Here is a 19082-nt window from a genome sequence, read left to right as displayed (position 1 = left end):
CGGTTGCGGAAGTTGCTGGCGTTTTGACGTCAAAGCGTTCGCTGAACGAACGGCCGTGCACCCTGCGCACCCCAATTTGGGGGCAAGTGATAGGCCGGCTACGACGTAGAACACATTCACGGCGGTTTTGTGACGTGAATTCGCTCCCCCGCGCAATGGGTCTGCGATTACATTTGGGCCAACGGTCGTAGGCGATGTCGAGTCGGACAGTCTGCTCGGCGCTTGCACCGCGTCAAGCGTTGTATAAGGAGGTAACTATGGCTGCTCTAAGTCCTGAGGAACTGAGCACTGAAACCCTCGCTGAAATTCTCGCCGCAGGTGGACGACCTGCGGATAGCGAGCGGGAGATCAAGATCATCGACACCACGCTGCGTGACGCGCACCAGTCCATCTGGGCAACGCGCATGCGCACCGAGCACATCCTCGACCTGCTCGACGACGTGACAAACGCCGGCTTCGAGCACGTCGACCTCGTCGCCCCGATCGAGTTCGACGTTCCGGTCCGCTACCTACGCGAGGACCCGTGGGAGCGCGTACGCCTGGTGCACCAGGCGGCGCCGGATACCAAGTTCCGGGCGATGATCCGTTCCCGCAACCTCGCGTCCTTCGACTTCCTGCCGGATGACGTGCTGCACACCTGGGTGGAGCGGCTCTACGAGAACGGCTTCCGTGTCATTGGCGCGTTCGATGGTCTCAACGACATCGACAACATCGCCGACACGCTGATCCTGGCGAAGGAACTCGGCGCCGAAACCTACGGCTGCCTGTCGTACTGCTTGAGCCCCGTGCACACCGACCAGCTCTACATTGACAAGGCGAAGGAGCTGGTTGACCGCACCGACGTTGACCGCATCATGCTCAAGGACGCCGGTGGCCTGCTCACCCCGGACCGCATGAAGACGCTGATCCCGGCAATTCGCAGCGCGATCGGCGATGAGCTGCCGCTCGAGGTCCACACCCACTCCCTGACCGGCCTGAGCCCGCTGACCTACATCTACGGCGCCGAGCTCGGTGTGGATTCGATCCATACCTCCATCGCTCCGCTCGCGAACGGCCAGGGCCAGCCAGCGACCCAGGCTCTGGCGCGCGACCTGCGTGCGCTGGGCTACACCGTCAACATCGATGACGAGCGGGTGGACGCGGCGAGCAAGAAGATCCAGCAGATCGCCGACCGGGAGCAGAAGCCCGTTGGCAAGCCTCGCGCATACGACGGCGTCCACTACATGCACCAGCTGCCTGGCGGCATGCTCACCAACTTCGAGTCCCAGCTCGCAACCGCGGGCCTGTCCGACCGCTTCGACGACTTGCTGTACGAGACGGCTCGTGTGCGCGAAGAGCTTGCGTACCCGATCATGATCACCCCGTTTGCCCAGTTTGTGGGCACGCAGGCCGTGATGAACGTCATCTCCGGCGAGCGCTACTCCGTGGTGCCGAACGAGATCAAGAAGTACGCGCTCGGCTACTACGGCGAGCCGCTTGCCCCGATCGACCCGGAGGTGCTGGAGAAGATTATCGCCAACGGTTCCTCGGAGATTAAGGAAGAGCGCCCCGAGCTCAAGCCGGCGCTGCCGGCGCTGAAGGAGCAGTACCCCGACGACGATATTGACACGCTTTTGCTGCGCGCGAACATTCCGGGCAACAACGTCGACGAGATGAAGCGCTTTGTCGCCGAGGGCCGCGCGGGCCAAGGCGAAGGCGTGCCGGGCGGCTCGCTGACCGGCCTTGTGCAGAAGCTGTACGACACCACCACCGGCCAAATCCACCTCAAGACCGACGACCTCGAGGTCAACCTCACCAAAGGAGAGAAGTAGCAATGTCTGACACCACCAACTTCAACGAGCTGAAGAACCTCCTCGACTGGGTCAACCAGTCCAAGGACATCGAGGAGCTGAGCATCAAGTTCGGCGACATCGAACTCGCCATGTCGAAGACCCCGGGCGGTCTGGACCACCTGAAGGCCGCACCGGCACCGGCAGCTCCGGCTCCGGAGGCTGCTCCGGCCGCGCCGGCCGCTCCGGCACCGGCTCCCGCTACCGAGGAAGCTCCTGCTCCGGCACCGGCTACAGAGGCGCCGCAAGCTGAGGCTCCCGCTCCGGCTCCGGCTGAGGAAAAGCCGGCCGCACCGGCGGCTAGCGGCAACGGTGTCGAGGTCAAGGCGCCGATGGTCGGCACCTTCTACGCCGCCCCGAAGCCGGGCGCACCCGCCTTCGTCAATGTCGGCGACACCGTCGAGGTGGGCCAGGTGCTCTGCATCGTCGAGGTTATGAAGCTCATGAACAACATCGAGGCCAAGGTCGCCGGCACCGTGAAGGAAATCCTCGTGGAGAACGAGGATGCGGTCGAGCACGGCCAGCCCCTCATGGTCATCGAGCCGAACTAAGCCTTTTTCGAAGCCTGACCAAAAGGAGTACCCATGGCTGAACAAGAGCTGCTGGACAGCGTGCTCATCGCTAACCGCGGCGAGATCGCGCTGCGAATCATCCGGGCGTGCAAGGAGCTCGGGATCAAGAGCGTGCTCGCATACTCGGAGGGCGACCGCGACTCTCTGCCCGTCAAGCTGGCGGACAAGGCGGTGTGCATTGGCCCGGCAAACGCTGCGAAAAGCTACAACAGCCCGGAGCTGATCATCTCCGCGGCGATGGCGTTCAAGGTCGACGCAATCCACCCGGGCTACGGCTTCCTCTCGGAGAAATCTGACTTTGTGAAGATGGTCGAAGACGAGGGCATCGGCTTTGTTGGCCCGTCGTCCGAGCACATCCGCCTCATGGGCGACAAGATCGAAGCCAAGAAGATTGCCCAGCGCGCGGGTGTGCCAACTGTCCCCGGTTCCGACGGTGTGGTGACCGAGTTCGACGAGGCACTGGCTGTTGCCAAGGAAACTGGTTTCCCGCTGCTGATCAAGGCCGCTGCCGGCGGCGGCGGTCGTGGCATGCGCGTCGTGGAGAGTGAGGACACCCTCGAGCGCGACCTGAACGAGATCATGAACGAGGCGCAGTCCGCGTTCAACGACTCCTCGGTCTACATCGAACGCTACCTCACCGACATCCGCCACATTGAGATCCAGGTGCTCGCGGATGGGGAGAACGCTATCGCGCTCGGCGAGCGCGACTGCACCTCGCAGCGCCGTAACCAGAAGCTCATCGAGGAGGCGCCGTCGCCGGCGATCGACGAGGAGCTGCGAGCGGGCCTGCAGGAGGCCGCGATCAACCTCTGCAAGGAGGTGGGCTACAAGAACGCCGGCACCGTGGAGTTCGTGTTCGACAACATCGAGCGCAAGTACTACTTCATCGAGATGAACACCCGTATCCAGGTGGAGCACCCGGTGACCGAGATGATCACGGGCGTCGACCTGATTCAGGAGCAGCTGCGCATCGCCTCCGGCCAGAAGCTACGCCTGACCCAGGAGGACGTGACGATTCGCGGCCACGCCATCGAGTGCCGCATCAACGCCGAGGACCCGAACGAGAACTTCGCTCCGCGCCCCGGCAAGATCGAGCACTACCGCGCGCCGGGCGGGTTCGGTGTCCGCATGGACACCCACATCGAGACCGGCTACACTATCCCGCCGTTCTACGACTCGATGGTGGGCAAGCTGATCTGCTGGGCCGAGACCCGCGACGAGTGCATCGACCGCACCCTTCGCGCACTCGATGAGCTGACCGTCGACGGCGTCGTCACCACCGGCCCGTTCCAGGCGATGCTGCTGAACTCGGAGCCGTTCCGCACGGGCGACATCAACACCGGCTACGTGGCGAAGATGATGGAGACGATCGACACGATTCCGACCGACGAGTAGCCAATGCTCGTCATCCTGGCAATGCTGGTCGGGGCGATTGTCCCGGTCCAGACAGCCATCAACACCCGGTTGCGGGTGAGTGTGGGGTCGCCGCTTGCGGCGACCTTTTACTCGTTTGTCATTGCGGTGGTCGTCGCATCGGGCATGAGTTGCTTGACGACGTCCACGCTCATCCCCAACCTCGCCGTCCCCGCTTCCGAACCGTGGTGGATCTGGCTCGGCGGGTTCATGGGTGTGATGTTCATCGCGGGCAACATCGTGCTCTTCCCGCAGCTCGGACCGATCCAGACCGTGATCTTGCCGATCCTCGGCCAAGTGTTGATGGGCCTTGTTATCGACCAGTTCGGCCTCTTCGCCTCGCCGCGCGTCCCCGTTGGAGCGCTGCGCCTTTTCGGCGCCGCGATCGTGGTGGCCGGGATCGCCATCGTGCTGGACATCCGCAACGCGGGACCCGCAAAGGCGAGCGGCGCCAAGCAGTGGTTGCTCCGCGCATTCGGCGTGGTGATGGGGATGGGGTCGTCCACCCAGACCGCGGTCAACGGCCACCTCGGCCGCGTGCTGGGCAGCCCGCTGCAGGCCGGCCAGATTTCGCTCGCGGTGGGGCTGCTTCTGCTTGCGGTGCTCGTCGCTGTGCTGCCGCAGCCGCGCCGGGCGGCGGCCACGGGTGTGGAGCCTGGGCCGTGGTGGATGTGGCTCGGTGGAGCGCTGGGTGCGCTCTTCGTTTTTGGCGGGGCGACCCTGGCGCCGATGCTCGGCACAGGCACCACCGTGATCGGTTCCCTCACCGGAACCATCATCTGCGGCCAGGTGCTGGAATCGATGGGGGTCGGGGGAGCGCGCCGCGGCGCGCCTGCCCCGGCGCGCATCGTGGGGTTGGCGATGGTGCTCGCCGGTGTGGCGATGGTGCGCCTTTTGTAGCCGGCGCGTTAGATCGCGTTGCGCCAGCGCTCGAGTGTGAGGTTGTCGCTGAGCGCGCGCGACACGCAGGTGGCGAACGCGCCCGACTCGTGCTGCTCCTCGGTGAACACGCTGTCGCGGTGGTCTGGCGTGCCGTCGACAACCCGCATGACGCAGGTGCCGCACGTGCCTTCCGCGCACTGAGACATGATCGGGAAGTCCTCGTCTTCGAACACGTCGAGGACGCTCTTGTCTGCGGGGATGGCGAACGTTTCGTCGCGGAAGGTGACGGTGAAGGGGGCGTCGGCAAGCGCCGTGCCCTGAAGCTTTCCTTCCTCCGGGCGAAACGCCTCCCAGTGGATGTTTTCGGACGGCAGGTACTCGCTGGCGACTTCGCGCACCGTTTCCATGAAGCCTTGTGGACCGCAGACGTAGAGGTGGCTTGCGCCAGCGACGGAGGTTAGCGGGTGCAGCGCCTCGCGCACGATGCGTCCCTGCTGCTCGCGGGCACCGGTAGCGAACACGTTGCGCGTTTTGTAGGCGCAGTACTCGTCGAACAGGTGGGAGAGCACGGCGCGCTCGGCACTGCTGGCGAAGTAAATCACCGAGAAATCCGCGGCCTGGCGGGAAAGTCCGCGGGCCAGAGAGTAAATCGGTGCGATACCGACGCCGGCGCCGATGAGGATCGAGTGCTGCGCGTTGTCGGCGAGCCCGAAATTGTTCCGCGGCGTGGAGATATCGATCGTGTCGCCCACCTCAAGGTTGTAGAGCGCTTCCGACCCGCCGCGGGAGTCCGGCTCGACTTTGACCGTGATGCCGTAGCGACCCTCATCCGAGGTGTTGGGCGTCATGGGGAACAGTGAGTACTGGCGGACGAGCTCCTCACCGGACTTTGCGGTGAGGTGGAAATCAGCGTGGCAGCCTGGCTCGTAACCGGGCAGTGGCGCGCCATCGGCGGTGGTCAGAGTGATCACGGCGATGTCTGCGGTGCCGCGGTCCACATCCACGACTGTCAGGGGGATCAGGGCGTTGTCCATGTCTCGTTTCCTCGCGAAATTGGTCGGCAAAACTGGTTGCCGGGCGTTGGTGTAACAGTTACCATCAAACCACGCGAGAAGTGACCGGCAACACATAATACCAATAATGTTAGCTGGAAAACATTTCCGTGTGTCCCCGCCCCCCCTTGACGGGAAAGGATGACGATGACGTCACGAATAGACTCCGAACCGCAGCGCGATACGGGCTCGCAGCCCGAAATCCTGCCGATGTCGGAGAACCCTTACGAGGATTTCCGCTACTTCTACCGCGACGGCATGCCGCTACGTCCGGCGCCGGAGCGCCGCACCAAAACCCCGTCGTGGTCGACACTGCGCCACAACATCTTCGACAGGTGGCACACGGTCGCCGACAGCTGGGACGGCTACGGCAGCCTGCAGACCAAGCTGCTCGACGACCACATGTGGCAAACCGACGAGACTGGTGCAAAGCTCGCCGAGGCGTTTAAGCGCGACGGCGCGAAGAAGTCCCGCGAAGACTTCGAGACCGCGCTGAATAAGGGCATTGGCGCCGTTGCCGACCCGTCTCCCGAGTTGGTCGAGTTCTTCGCCGAGGTGGACAACATCCCAGAGTGGATCGACCTTGAGGCGGCGGAACGTGGCCGCATCGCGTACTACAACGTCACGCCGTCGGCGGAGCTTTTGTCCATCGCGTTCGCATACTGGGCCACCACGATGGAGGACCGCACCTCGGCGGCCACTGGTGAGACCGGCATGTTCGAGTTCCAGGCGATGACGCGCACGCTGGAGACCGTCAAGTTCTTCGTCGACTTGGGTAAGCAGGGAGTGTTTGACCGCTACAGTGACGGGCTGAAAGCCGCCGTGCGTGTGCGTCTGCTGCACGCGCAGGCCAACCGCGGTCTGGAAAAGCTGTGGGGCAAGGAGCACTACAACACGTTTGGTCGCCCGATCGGATCCTCCTTCCTGGTTTCCGGCGAGGGCTGGTTCGCATTGATGCCGATCGCGGTGGACGAATTCTTCGGCCGCCCCCACTCTGGCAAGGAGTGGGACGACGTCGCGATGTACTGGGCGTGGGTGCTCCACCTCATGGGCGCCGAGGAGCGTCTGATTCCCAAGACCGGCGACGAGATGCGCAAGATGACCGACTTCATCTACGCCAACGGCGGGTACTCCTCGACCTATCACGAGCGTGTGGCGACTGCGCTGATGAGCATCTTGGAAAAGCTGGACCCGCAGATGCCGGGCCAGGTGCTCGGCGCGCTGTCGACCGTGATCGGCGATGCCGATACCAAGTTCATGGTCAAGGGCTCTCGCTTCGAGGACGCCCCGTACCTGCACTGGAAGGCCGCGTTCACCGCCAAGGCGAAGGCCGAGGCTGCGGTGTATCGCTTGCGTGACAAGCTGCCGGGCGCTGCCGAGGCGAAGCGGAAGAAGGCTGCCGACGGCAAGCCGCCGTGGAGCGACGTGCTGAACCAGATCGAGACCTACATCAAGGAAAACGAGCCGGGCGTGAAAGCGAACTACAGCTTGCACGACGACTCGAAGGAAGCCAGGCGCTAATCCGCGCCCCACGAAAAAAGGAGAGAACAATGACGCAAACTTTCGCAGAGAACCCGTTGGCCGCCGATCACTACGACCGCTCCGACTGGCCGAGCGCGCGCGGCGACCGCGACGCGTTTGTTGAGCAGTTCGGTGAGGAGCGCGCGAAGCGCTTTGAGCAGGCGTTCTGGGCGACCGACAAGGTTGCGGACGCGCTCTACACCAGCGGCACCCCCAGCAAGGAGGTCATGCCGAACCTGCGCGGCGCGCTGGCCCGCGGCGCGGCTGACGAGAACACCCTGCCGGAGGTTGCCGCGCTCATCAACGACATGAACGCCTCCCTCGAGGACGTCGACTGGGACCGCCTTGAGCGCGGTCAGCGCGTCGCGCTATCCATCCCGGTGCTGGCACAGAACCTCTCGCTCGGCCCGGGAGCACTGATCCACACCTACTCCGCACCGTCGATCGCCGACGTGCTGGTGAACACCGGCGAGCTGACCAAGGGTGCAGTGCACCGCCTGGCGTACACCACGAACTGGATCTACTCCGTCTACCTCAAGGACGGCCTCAAGCCCGGCAACGTCAGCTACATCCACACCGGCATGGTGCGCGCGATGCACGCGCACGTCCGCCGCGTGCAGTCCAAGCTCGGCCTGGACTACAGCGAGTGGGGCGCGCCGATCAACGACTTCGACATGCTGCGCACGTGGTTCGACTTCACGTACATCGCGTTCACCTACCTGCGCAACCTCGGGTACAAGCTCACCGTCGAAGAAGAGCAGGACCTGTTCTACCTTTGGCGGATCGTCGGTCACATGCTCGGCATTCCGAGCGACCTGCTCGAGCACGAGACGGACATCGACGCCTCCCAGGAGACCATCGACGCGATCCACACGGTGGACGGCGACCCGAACGACGCCTCCCACGCGCTGGTGGATGCGCTGTTCAGCGGCTTCCGCACCAACGTCAAGGGCCTGCTGCCGTTCCCGGATGAGTCCATCGACGACTGGATGTACGCCGCAACCCGCCTGATGCACGGCGACGACGTCGCGGACATCTACAACGTGCCCCACGCTGCGTCCCGCCCGTTCACCGAGCTGGGCCTGCCGATGGTGCAGGAGCGTTTCGATCTGCTGCGCGCCAACCCCGAGGCGCTCGAGCGCGAGGTTGCGCAGAACCACCAGGTGCTTCTCGACGCCCTGACACAGGAGACCTCCTACATGGGCCAGGACGAGGGCATCAAAATGAGCGACGGGTCTTACAACCCGGGCGCGTAGTGATATAGTTCACAACACTAAAGAAGCATTCCCGAAAGGAAATAAACCGCATGAGCAACCAGTACCGAGTTCAGAACCCCGTGACCAACGAGATCGTCGAAACCTTCGATTTCGCCGCCGACGAGGAGATTCAGGAGATCCTGGCCAAGTCCGCGGAGGCGTTTAAGACGTGGCGCACCACCTCGTACGAGGAGCGCGCCGAGATTGTTGGCAAAGCCGCACAGCTGCTGAAGGACCGCGCAAACGAGCTCGCGCAGATCGCCGCCGAGGAAATGGGCAAGCCCATCCCGGAGGGCGAGTGGGAGATGAACTTCTCTGGCGACATCATGCAGTTCTATGCGGACAACGCCGCTGAGCACAGCGCCGACAAGAAGGTCGACGTGCCGGGTGGCAAGGCCGTCGTTCGCCGCCAGGCCCTTGGCACCATCCTCGGCATCATGCCGTGGAACTACCCGATCTACCAGATCGCGCGTTTCGCCGGCCCGAACCTGATGAACGGCAACTGCATCATTTTGAAGCACGCCGAGATCACCCCGAAGTCGGCTGCCGCGTTCGAGCAGATCCTGAAGGACGCTGGTCTGCCCGACGGCGTATACATCAACGTCTACGCCACCCACGACCAGATCGAGACCATCATCGCGGACCCGCGCGTCCAGGGTGTCTCCCTTACCGGCTCCGAGCGTGCCGGTGCGAAGGTGGCGGAGACCGCGGGCCGCAACCTGAAGAAGGTTGTGCTCGAGCTCGGCGGTACCGATCCCTACGTCATCCTCGACTCCTCGGACGTGCGCGCCGCTGCACAGGAGGCGTGGGACAAGCGCGTGCACAACGCTGGCCAGGCCTGCACCTCCAACAAGCGCATCATCGTCATGGAGGACATCTACGACCAGTTCGTCGACGAGATGGTCGCCATCGCCGAGTCCTACAAGAAGGGTGACCCGTCCAACCCGGGCGAGAACGAGTACTTCCCGATGTCCTCGCGCCGCGCGGCAGAGATCCTGGACGATCAGGTGAAGCGTTCCGTGGCAGCGGGTGCGAACCTTCGCACCGGCGGCGAGATGGACGAGACCTCTGCTTACTTCTCCCCGGCTGTGCTGACTGACCTGCCGGTCGGTTCGGAGCCCTACTACGAGGAGTTCTTCGGCCCGGTCGCGGAGATCTACAAGGTTTCCTCCGAGGAGGAGGCTATTGAGCTGGCGAACAACTCCTACCAGGGTCTCGGCGGCGCTGTCTTCTCCGACGACGTCGACCGCGCCATCAAGGTCGCGGACCAGATCGAGACGGGCATGATCCACGTGAACCTTGGCCAGTACTTCTCTGCAGTGCTGCCGTTCGGTGGCGTGAAGCGCTCCGGCTTCGGCCGCGAGCTGTCCGTGTTCGCGCTCGACGAGTTTGTGAACAAGCAGTACCTCTACGTCAACGACTAATCGCGCCGGCCGCGTAAGCGGTGAGCGTGAAGCAAAAAAGGGCTTGACCCCCTCGCGGGGCCAAGCTCTTTCGTATTTGCACAGAACACTTCTCCTGTCACACCAGTAACAGGTAATGTGTGGCCCGTGATTCGATTCGACCACGTAAGCAAGGTTTATCCGACATCGACGCGTCCCGCGCTCGATGACGTGACCTTCGACATCGCAGACGACGAGTTCGTGTTCCTCATCGGGCCGTCCGGGTCGGGCAAGTCGACGTTTCTGCAGCTGATGATCCGGGAAGAGAACGTCACGTCGGGCGACATCTGGTTCAACGACTTCCACGTCAACGCCCTGAAAGGCAAGGACGTGAACAAACTGCGCCAGTCCATCGGGTACGTGTTCCAGGACTTCCGGCTGCTGCCGCGGCTCAACGTGTACGACAACGTTGCCTTTGCGCTGCAGGTGATCGGCAAGTCGCAGCAGCGAATCGACAAGCTTGTGCCGGAGGCGCTGGAATTGGTGGGGTTGGCGTCGAAAAGCAAAAGAATGCCCCACGAGCTCTCCGGAGGTGAGCAGCAGCGTGTCGCTATCGCCCGAGCATTCGTGAACAAACCGCCACTGGTGCTGGCCGACGAGCCGACGGGCAACCTGGATCCCTCGACCGCGGACGAGATTATGGGTCTGCTTTCGCGCATTAACCGCCTTGGTGCGACCGTGGTCATGTCCACGCACAACGCGCGCGCCGTGAACGACATGCGTCGCCGCGTGATGGAGCTGGACCTGGGCAAACTGGTGCGCGACGAGCAAAACGGCGTGTACGGGAGGAGCTAGATGAACTGGGGATTTATCTTCCGCGAGGGCCTGCGAGGCCTCGGGCGCAACATTACGATGACGATTGCGCTGATCATCACCACCGCGCTGACGCTGACCCTGCTGGGTGCCGGCATCCTGATCTCAAAAGCAACCGCGGAGACAAAGTCGTTGTACTTAGATCGCGTCGAAGTGATGGTGGAGCTCGACGAGGAGATCTCGGCGAATGACACCGATTGCTCGTCGGAGGCCTGCCGGGAGGTGCGGGACACCCTCCAAGCCGACGATCGCGTGGAGCAGGTGACGTTTAGATCCCGCCAGCAATCCTACGAACGGTTTGTGGAGCTCTTCGAAGATTCCGAGCCGGACCTTGTCCGCGAGACCAGCCCGGAGGCACTGCCGGCCGCGTTGCACGTGAGGCTGAAGGATCCGTCCGACCCGGCGCCGATCAGTGAGATCGCCACGCTGCCGCAGGTGACTGTAATTACTGATCAGGCGGATACCGTGCGCGAGGCCGCGAACACCATGGACACGTTCCGCAACGTCACCTGGATTGTTGCCGGCGCGCAGGGCTTGGCGGCGATTTTCCTTATCGTCAACATGGTGCAGCTGGCCGCCTTCAACCGCCGAGAGCAGATCGGCATCATGCGCATGGTCGGTGCGTCGCGCTGGTACACGCAAGCGCCGTTCGTGATCGAGGCCGTGATTTCGGTGGCACTTGGCGCGCTGCTGGGCATGGTGCTGCTGCTGGTGGGCAAACGCTCGGTGGTGGATTCGATGCTGGGTGACCTTTACGCGTCCCAGCTGATCGCGCACGTTCCGGATTCGGCGGTGTGGTCAGTCATGCCGCTGGTCGGGCTCGCGGCTGTCATTGTCGGCGGGCTTGCAGCCCAAGTCGCGCTGCGATCCTACGTACGGAAGTAGGCGGTACACGCCGGCGTCACCTCGCTGCGGAACTGGTGCTGGTGTGGGGCGCGTAGTACAGTTAGCTCCCCTATGGCCAAGAAGAAGAGACAGACGAGCAACTCCGGCGTCCTCGCGACGAACCGGAAGGCTCGCCATGACTACACCATCTTGGATAGCTGGGAGACCGGCATTGTGCTGCAGGGCACCGAAATTAAGGCCCTACGCGAGGGCAAGGTTTCCCTCGTCGAAGCGTTCGCGACCATCGACAACGGCGAAGTGTGGCTGCGCAACATGCACATCCCCGAGTACTCGAAGGGGCACTGGACGAACCACCCGCCGCGTCGTACCCGCAAGCTTTTGATGCACCGCCGCGAGATCGACACGCTCGAGGGCAAGCTTCGCGCCGGCAACCGCACCCTCGTGCCGCTGTCGCTCTACCTGAAAGACGGCCGCGCCAAGGTGGAGCTGGGACTCGCCCAAGGTAAGCAGGATTACGACAAGCGTCGCGACATCAAGCGACGCACCGAAGACCGAGAGATCACCCGCGATCTCGGTCGCAAGCTCAAGGGCATCAAGGCGTAGCTACCCGCGCCGCGTTGCGCACGTACGGTGGGTGGCATGACGAAGCCACAGCAAACCGCACTTGTCACCGGAGCTTCCCGCGGCATCGGACGCGCTATCGCTGAGGAGTTGGGCAAGGATCACCACATTTACGCTGGTGCCTCGTCCGACGCCTCCGAGGTGGTGGCCGCGCTGCCGAGCGCCGAGCCGTTCGAGGTCGACTTGACCGACACCGCGGCGCTGACCGCGGCCGCGCGCAAGGTCGAGCAGCTCGATGTCCTCGTCCTCGCCGCTGGCGTGCTGCACAAGGGCCCGCTCGAGGAACTCACCGAGGAGCAGTGGCGGGAGACTTTCGAGGTAAACGTCGCAGCCCCAGTCACCCTGGTCAAGGAGCTGCTTCCTGCTTTACGACGCTCCCACGGCCTCATCATCACCATCAACTCCGGTGCCGGCTTCCACGGGATCGAGGCCAACTCCGCGTACTGCGCCTCAAAATTCGCCCTCCGCGGGTTCACCGAGTCACTCCAGCTTGAGGAGGCGGGCAAGGTCCGCGTCACCTCGCTCCATCCGGGACGCACCGACACCGACATGCTTGCTGGCGACGACGACCGCCCGAAGATGGATGCGGTGAACGTGGCAAAGGCTGCTCGCTTGGCCGTTGATGCGGGGCCAGACGCTGTCGTGGAGTTCCTGCGCGTGCGCCCGAGCGGTATTTAAGTGGAGGCCTTGTGTAAAACGCGGGGGTGCATTAAGGTTTTCACTCCTACGTTTTCTTCGTAGTTGACGGGGTCGATTTGGTTTCGACTTCATCTACTCAGCCAGGGGAAGCGTGCCGGTGCAGGCAGGAGACCACCGTAAGCGTCGCTGCAATCAATAAACGCAGAGAAGAACTCTCAGCGTGACTACGCCCTCGCTGCCTAAGAAATAGAGCAAGCGACCTGCGTGTCCGTCAGGCCGGGGATGTCCCCGCTCCGGTACCTGGCGTCGACTTAGGGGACTCGCCTTCCGGCCCTGTCAGTGGGGTCTTGGAAGGGACACTTTTCACTGACTGGGCCCGTCATCCGGACATGTTTGCCTGATCCGGAGGGCCGAGCAGAGACGTTGTGCGAACTGCGCACGGAGAAGCCCTGGCGCGGTGGTGAAGGACCCGGGTTCAATTCCCGGCGGCTCCACTGAGAGGAAAACCCGCTGGTCGTTACGGCCGGCGGGTTTCCTGCTTTGTGCATGGGTGTTAATCGATGGTGTACCCGGTGACCGGTCCTGCAGTGTTCGGCTGCCACCCAAGCTCGGGCGCCACGTGCGTGGCAAAGTTCTCCAAAATCTTGACGTTGACGTCCACACCCATCCCAGTGGGGATGGTGATGAGCAAGGTGTCGGCGGCCATGACGGCCGGGTCAGCCTTGAGCTGCTCGATCAATGCGTCGGGCTCGGCGGCGTAGGTGCGACCGAAGGTGGATGCGCCGACGTCGGGAAGCATGCCCACGTGGTCGGAGCCGGAAGCGTGCATGCCGAACATTTGCGCGTCGGTGCCGTCCACGATGGGGAAGATGGAGCGCGAGACCGACACGCGCGGGGTCCAGTCGTGGCCCGCATCCTTCCACGCGGCGCGGTAGCGGCTGATCTGGTCCGCTTGGATCTCGCCCAAGGTTTGGGCGGTGGTTTCGGAGACCAAGGTGGAGGACATCAGGTTGAGGCCGTCTTTGGCGGTCTGCTCGGCGGACGAGTGCGTGCCGGAGCCGTAGAAGATGTGTTGACGCAGCTCGGGCGCGAGCGGGAAGACCGGGAGCCTAGAGCCGGGCTGGAACATGTTGGGGTACTGGCGCTCTAAGGGGGCGGCGGTGGCAAAGCCGCGGCCGTCGACTGCCGCCATGAACGCCTCGAGATGGCTGCGCGCCACGTCGGCACCGTTTGCGGCCTCGCCTTTGTACCCGAATGCCTCCCAGCCGCGCTCTGCCACTTCCGGGGCGCCCCGCGACACGCCGAGGGCCACGCGACCGCCGGCAAGCTGGTAGAGCGAGGCGGCTTCCTCTGCGAGGTAGAGCGGGTTTTCGTAGCGCATATCGATCACGCCGGTGCCCACCTCGATGCGTTGTGTCGTGGCGGCGACGGCGCCCAACAGCGGCATCGGGGCGGAGGCCTGCGGCACGAAGTGGTGGACTCGGAATGACGCGTTGTTCACCCCGATCTCATCAGCTGCTTTGGCGATGTCGAGGTGGATCGCAGCCATCTCCGTTGCGGACGGGCCACGCTGGCCACCGAAGGTGTAGTGGCCGAAACTCAAGAACCCGAAAGCTTTCATGTGGGATCACTCCAGACAGTTGGTGATATGTCAACAACAATCGTACCGCGTTTCAGCCTTATCGGGCACCCCCTTCTAAGCACCCTCTAACAAAGCGAAGGTTTGCCTTACTTAAGATGGGTGCAATACGTTGATGAACGTATTCGACCAACGTCAGGCCATATTAGGAGAGGAACCAACATGTTCCGTGTTTCGCGCACTGCGCTTATCGCCCTCGCGGCAGCTTCGTCACTCACTATCGCGTCCTGCTCGAACGCTGAGCCGGCACTCGATTCCAACACGCCGTCGAGCGAGACTGCTGCGACTTCGGCCGCTACCAGCGCAGGCAGCGCCGCTACGAGCGCAGACAGCGCCGTTGACACCGTGACGGTGACCGACAACTACGGCGAGAAGACCGTGCCGACCCCGCCGAAGCGCGTCGTTGCCCTGGATAACCGCTCCTTTGAGCTGCTCGACGCGTGGGGCGTTAAGCCAGTCGCAGCTGCCCGCGCGCTGGTTCCCACCACGATCCCGGGTATTTCGGATGATGACTCCATCGTTGACATCGGCAACCACCGCGAGCCGAACCTGGAGGCCATCGTCGCCGTCGACCCGGACGTGATCGTCTCGGGGCAGCGCTTCGAGAAGTACGACGAGGACATCCAGAAACTGGTGCCGGACGCTGTCTTGCTCGACTTCGAGCCGCGCGAGAACGAAGACTTTGACAAGGAACTGATCCGCCAGACGCTCGAGCTGGGCGAGGTCTTTGGCAAGCAGGCCGAGGCTGAGCAGGTCGTCGGCGACTTCACCAAGGCTGTGCAGCGCGCGCGAAACGCGTACAACCCCGAGCAGACCGTCATGGCGACCATTGTCTCCGGCGGCGAGATCGGCTACGTCGCGCCGGGCAAGGGCCGCACGTGGGGCCCGCTGTTCGACCTCATCGGCTTCACGCCGGCGCTTGAGGTGCAAGACGCGTCCGACGACCACCAGGGCGACGACATCTCCGTCGAGGCGATTGCCGCGGCAAACCCGAACTGGCTGCTCGTGCTCGACCGCGACGCGGGCACCAAGTCTGACGAGGGCTCGCCGGAGGCGCTGTCGGTCATCAGCGATTCCGCCGCGCTAAAGAACGTCGACGCGGTGAAGGAGAACCACATCTACATCGCGCCGAAAGATACCTACACCAACGAGTCCATCCTCACCTACACGGAGATCCTCAACCAGCTCGCCGACATGTTTGAGGCCGCAAAGTAACCGCACCTCGCGGTGCGCTAACGTAAGACCACGATGCCGGAAACGATGACGACCACCCGCCCCCCGCTTCTGAGTTGGAAGTTCGGGCTTGCCGTGGTCGTCGTTTTTGCACTGCTAGCTCTCTCGCTCGCCGTCGGCCAGTACGACATCTTGGGCTCCGACGACGGCTGGGAGATGTTCGCAACCACCCGAGTGCCGCGCACCATCGCGCTGGTGCTCGCGGGCGCCGCAATGGCAATGTGCGGACTGATCATGCAGATGTTGACGCAGAACCGCTTCGTCGAGCCGACCACCACGGGCACCACCGAGTGGGCGGGGCTTGGGCTCTTGATGTCGTACGTGCTGTTTCCCAACGGCACGATCATGACGCGCATGCTCATGGCGGTCGCGTTCGCCTTCGTCGGCACGATGATCTTCTTCGCGTTCCTGCGCCGGGTAACGCTGCGCTCCAGCTTGATCGTGCCGATTGTGGGCATCATGCTCGGGGCGGTGGTCAGCTCGGTATCCACGTTTTTGGCGTTGCAGTTCGACATGCTGCAGTCGCTCGGCATCTGGTTTGCCGGCTCGTTCACCTCGGTTATCAAGGGGCAGTACGAGGTGCTGTGGGTGGTCGCGGTCGTCGCCGTCATCGTGTTCGTGTACGCGGACCGGTTGACCGCTGCCGGGCTGGGCGAAGACATCGCCACCACGATCGGGCTGAATTACGACCGCATCGTGCTGGTCGGCACGGCGCTCGTGGCGGTGGCAGCGGGTGTCGTGACCGTGGTCGTCGGCAACCTGCCCTTCCTGGGGCTGATCGTGCCGAACATTGTGAGCATGCTGCGCGGCGACGACCTGCGGTCGAACCTGCCGTGGGTCTGCCTGCTCGGCGTCATGATTGTCACCGTGTGCGACATCCTCGGGCGTACCATCATCGCGCCCTTCGAGATGCCGGTCTCCGTCATCCTCGGCGTGGTTGGCGCCGTCGTGTTTGTTGCGCTGATTGTGAGGCAGACGCGACGTGGCTAACAGGGCAGTAGGGGCGTTCGAGTCCGCGACGAGCAGGCGGCGGTACTGGATGGTGCTGGCGTTGCTGGCTCTTGTTGCAGCCGGCGCCACGTTCGGGTTGCTGGCGTACAAGAACCCGGTGGAGTTTGGGACTCGGGCGTACTGGCTGATTGCGCAGCGTCGATTAGCATCTGTGCTTGCGATGGCCATTGTGGCAGTGAGCCAAGCCTTTGCGACGGTCGCCTTCCAAACCGTCACCAACAACCGCATCCTCACGCCGTCGATCATGGGCTTCGAGTCCCTCTACATCACCATTCACACCGCGACGGTGTTCTTCTTCGGGGCGTCGGGGCTGATCAACGCTCGCTCGCTGGAAATGTTCCTCTTCCAGATCGCGGTCATGGTGGGGCTCAGCCTGCTGCTGTACTCGTGGCTTCTAACCGACAACCAAGCCAACATGCACGCGATGCTGCTGGTCGGCATCGTGATCGGCGGGGGGCTGGCCAGCGTGTCCACCTTCATGCAACGGATGCTCACACCGAGCGAGTTCGACGTGCTCACCGCGCGCCTGTTCGGCTCGGTGAATAACGCTAACCCGGATTACTACCCGGTGGCGATCCCGCTTGTCGCGGTCGCTGTCGTGCTGCTCAGTCTGAACGCGCAGCGGCTTAACGTGATGGGGCTCGGGCGCGACGCCGCAGTCAACCTCGGGGTGAACTTCCGCTGGCACTCGATCTACACCCTTGTGCTGGTCGCGGTGCTCATGGCCATCTCGACCGCGCTGGTTGGCCCGATGACGTTCCTCGGGTTCCTCGTCGCAACGTTGGCGTACCAGTTCACTGACACCTACGACCACCGCTTCATCTTCCCGATGGCGGCGCTTCTGGGGTACTGCGTGTTGACGGCCGCGTACTTCGTCATGAACCACATCTTCTACGCGCAGGGCGTGGTCTCCATCATCATCGAACTCGTCGGCGGGATCACGTTCCTCGTGGTCATCTTAAGGAAGGGGCGCTTGTGATTACGCTTAAAGACGTCCGCAAGGACTACAGCAGCGACGTTGCCATCGGACCCGTCAATCTCGAGATTCCCACCGGGGGTATCACTGCCCTCGTTGGGCCGAACGGGGCCGGTAAGTCAACGTTGCTCACCATGATCGGCCGACTGCTCGCGGTAGATTCCGGCACGGTGTCGATCGGCGGCACCGACGTGACGCAGGCGAAGAACAAGGACCTAGCCAAGGTCATCTCCATCCTGCGCCAGGAGAACCACTTCGTGACCAGGTTGACGGTGCGCCAGCTCGTCGGTTTCGGGCGGTTCCCGTACTCGGGCGGGCGCCTCACGGATGAGGACGAGGAGATCATTTCCAAGTACATCGACTTTCTGGGTCTGAACGCGCTGGAAGGCCGGTTCCTCGACCAGCTCTCCGGCGGGCAGCGCCAACGCGCTTACGTCGCGATGGTGCTGTGCCAGGAAACGGAGCATGTGCTTCTCGACGAGCCGTTGAACAACCTCGACATCGCCCACAGTGTGGAGATGATGCAGCACTTGCGCTCAGCGGCGACGGAACTGGGGCGAACCATCGTCATCGTCCTGCACGACATCAACTTTGCGGCGCGCTACGCCGACTACATCTGCGCGGCGAAAGACGGCGCCATCGCCGCCTTCGGCACCCCGGCGCAGATCATGCGAGACGACTTGCTCACCGAGATCTTCAATACGCCGGTGCAAGTGATCGACGGGCCGCACGGGCCGATCGCGACCTACCACTAGGCGGCGTGAGCTGGTGATTTGCTGACATTCTCATTGCATGGTTATATCTTCTCCCGTTGCTTCCGAACAGGGAGGAACGAAAATAAGAGCATAGAGGTTACGGGGACATGAACTCCGAGAAACCGGGCAATGAACGCCGGGTTGACAGGAAAAAACATTCCCAGTAACGTGATGCGAGCTACCGCAGCCGAGGGGCTTAGAAAGTTCCGAAGCGGGTGTGCGTGTGTTGTTTGAGAACTCGATAGTGTGCCAATACTTTTTTGTTTGGTGTGATTGTTGTGCGTGTGCGCCATGATTTTTTGTTGTGGTGTGTGCCGGTGGCAGTGCTGCTTTTTCTTTGGGTGGTGCTGTTGGACGGTGGGACGTGTGATGGTTTCACTATTTTTTGTTGGTTGTGGTTTTTCCTCGTCGGATACATGGCCAACGTTTTTTCAAAGGATTGCCAGTCCAACGTTTTTTGTTGGGTGGTTTTGTTTTGGTTGGGTTTGGGCTTTTCACGGCTCGGTTTCTTTTACTGAAATGTTTTTGTGGAGAGTTTGATCCTGGCTCAGGATGAACGCTGGCGGCGTGCTTAACACATGC

General features: G+C 62.9%; 18 protein-coding genes and 1 other RNA gene. 16 read left to right on the top strand and 3 right to left on the bottom strand.

The features are described from left to right. The first annotated feature begins 257 nt into the window (after positions 1–257). The 4 genes from V6D40_RS01835 to V6D40_RS01820 are packed head-to-tail and all read left to right on the top strand — an operon-like array spanning position 258 to position 4714. Positions 258–1811 carry a pyruvate carboxylase subunit B gene (locus V6D40_RS01835; protein ID WP_334288668.1) on the top strand — a complete coding sequence of 518 codons (1554 nt, stop codon included), beginning with the start codon at positions 258–260 and terminating at the stop codon, positions 1809–1811. Between the two features lie 2 nt (positions 1812–1813). After that, positions 1814–2380: an acetyl-CoA carboxylase biotin carboxyl carrier protein gene (gene accB / locus V6D40_RS01830; RefSeq protein ID WP_334288667.1), complete on the top strand. Its 567-nt coding sequence runs from the start codon at positions 1814–1816 to the stop codon at positions 2378–2380. 33 nt (positions 2381–2413) lie between these two features. After that, positions 2414–3796, top strand: a complete 1383-nt coding sequence (accC, locus tag V6D40_RS01825) for an acetyl-CoA carboxylase biotin carboxylase subunit (protein ID WP_334288666.1) — start codon at positions 2414–2416, stop codon at positions 3794–3796. A 3-nt stretch (positions 3797–3799) separates the two neighbouring features. Further along, a complete protein-coding gene (locus V6D40_RS01820; RefSeq protein WP_334288665.1) occupies positions 3800–4714 on the top strand; it encodes a DMT family transporter in 915 nt (304 codons plus the stop codon). A gap of 8 nt (positions 4715–4722) precedes the next feature. Here the strand turns inward: V6D40_RS01820 and V6D40_RS01815 are convergent, their stop codons facing one another. After that, complete coding sequence (locus V6D40_RS01815; protein WP_334288664.1) at positions 4723–5730, bottom strand: PDR/VanB family oxidoreductase; 1008 nt, start codon at positions 5728–5730, stop codon at positions 4723–4725. 165 nt (positions 5731–5895) lie between these two features. Between V6D40_RS01815 and V6D40_RS01810 the strand changes: the two genes are divergently transcribed. From V6D40_RS01810 to ssrA, 8 genes are all read left to right on the top strand, one after another. Beyond that, positions 5896–7269 (top strand): oxygenase MpaB family protein, encoded by a 1374-nt coding sequence (locus tag V6D40_RS01810; RefSeq protein WP_334288663.1) that lies wholly within the window; start codon positions 5896–5898, stop codon positions 7267–7269. Positions 7270–7298: 29 nt separating this feature from the next. Next, entirely contained in the window at positions 7299–8525 is a 1227-nt protein-coding gene (locus V6D40_RS01805; RefSeq protein WP_334288662.1) for an oxygenase MpaB family protein, read from the top strand. Positions 8526–8575: 50 nt separating this feature from the next. Beyond that, positions 8576–9949, top strand: coding sequence for an NAD-dependent succinate-semialdehyde dehydrogenase (locus tag V6D40_RS01800; protein ID WP_334288661.1), 1374 nt, complete (start codon positions 8576–8578; stop codon positions 9947–9949). A 126-nt stretch (positions 9950–10075) separates the two neighbouring features. Continuing rightward, positions 10076–10762 (top strand): cell division ATP-binding protein FtsE, encoded by a 687-nt coding sequence (gene ftsE, locus V6D40_RS01795; protein WP_334288660.1) that lies wholly within the window; start codon positions 10076–10078, stop codon positions 10760–10762. Next, positions 10763–11665 (top strand): permease-like cell division protein FtsX, encoded by a 903-nt coding sequence (gene ftsX / locus V6D40_RS01790; protein WP_334288659.1) that lies wholly within the window; start codon positions 10763–10765, stop codon positions 11663–11665. A gap of 72 nt (positions 11666–11737) precedes the next feature. Then, the gene (smpB, locus tag V6D40_RS01785; RefSeq protein WP_334288658.1) at positions 11738–12229 is read left to right on the top strand and encodes an SsrA-binding protein SmpB; all 492 of its coding nucleotides are present in this window, start codon (positions 11738–11740) and stop codon (positions 12227–12229) included. Between the two features lie 36 nt (positions 12230–12265). Beyond that, positions 12266–12925 (top strand): SDR family oxidoreductase, encoded by a 660-nt coding sequence (locus tag V6D40_RS01780; RefSeq protein WP_334288657.1) that lies wholly within the window; start codon positions 12266–12268, stop codon positions 12923–12925. Between the two features lie 68 nt (positions 12926–12993). After that, positions 12994–13383: a transfer-messenger RNA gene (gene ssrA / locus V6D40_RS01775) on the top strand. 56 nt (positions 13384–13439) lie between these two features. Here ssrA and V6D40_RS01770 read toward each other — a convergent pair. After that, complete coding sequence (locus tag V6D40_RS01770) at positions 13440–14507, bottom strand: LLM class flavin-dependent oxidoreductase (protein WP_334288656.1); 1068 nt, start codon at positions 14505–14507, stop codon at positions 13440–13442. Between the two features lie 180 nt (positions 14508–14687). Here V6D40_RS01770 and V6D40_RS01765 point away from each other — a divergent pair, with 180 nt between their 5' ends. Genes V6D40_RS01765 through V6D40_RS01750 form a run of 4 tightly spaced genes read left to right on the top strand, consistent with a single transcriptional unit; the run spans position 14688 to position 18500 of the window. Continuing rightward, entirely contained in the window at positions 14688–15740 is a 1053-nt protein-coding gene (locus tag V6D40_RS01765) for a siderophore ABC transporter substrate-binding protein (RefSeq protein WP_334288655.1), read from the top strand. A gap of 45 nt (positions 15741–15785) precedes the next feature. Next, a complete protein-coding gene (locus tag V6D40_RS01760; protein WP_334288654.1) occupies positions 15786–16748 on the top strand; it encodes an ABC transporter permease in 963 nt (320 codons plus the stop codon). 49 nt (positions 16749–16797) lie between these two features. Next, entirely contained in the window at positions 16798–17748 is a 951-nt protein-coding gene (locus V6D40_RS01755; protein WP_334288903.1) for an iron chelate uptake ABC transporter family permease subunit, read from the top strand. Next, positions 17745–18500: an iron ABC transporter ATP-binding protein gene (locus V6D40_RS01750; RefSeq protein ID WP_334288653.1), complete on the top strand. Its 756-nt coding sequence runs from the start codon at positions 17745–17747 to the stop codon at positions 18498–18500. The genes V6D40_RS01755 and V6D40_RS01750 overlap by 4 nt, the downstream gene beginning before the upstream one ends. Positions 18501–18878: 378 nt before the next feature. Here the strand turns inward: V6D40_RS01750 and V6D40_RS01745 are convergent. Further along, the coding region (locus tag V6D40_RS01745) for a hypothetical protein (protein ID WP_334288652.1) at positions 18879–19082 on the bottom strand (204 nt) is incomplete at its 5' end.

Origin of the sequence: Corynebacterium sp. Marseille-Q4381 (assembly GCF_036881695.1) — a bacterium.
Lineage (GTDB): Bacteria > Actinomycetota > Actinomycetes > Mycobacteriales > Mycobacteriaceae > Corynebacterium.
This window is presented reverse-complemented; position numbering and strand designations above follow the sequence as displayed.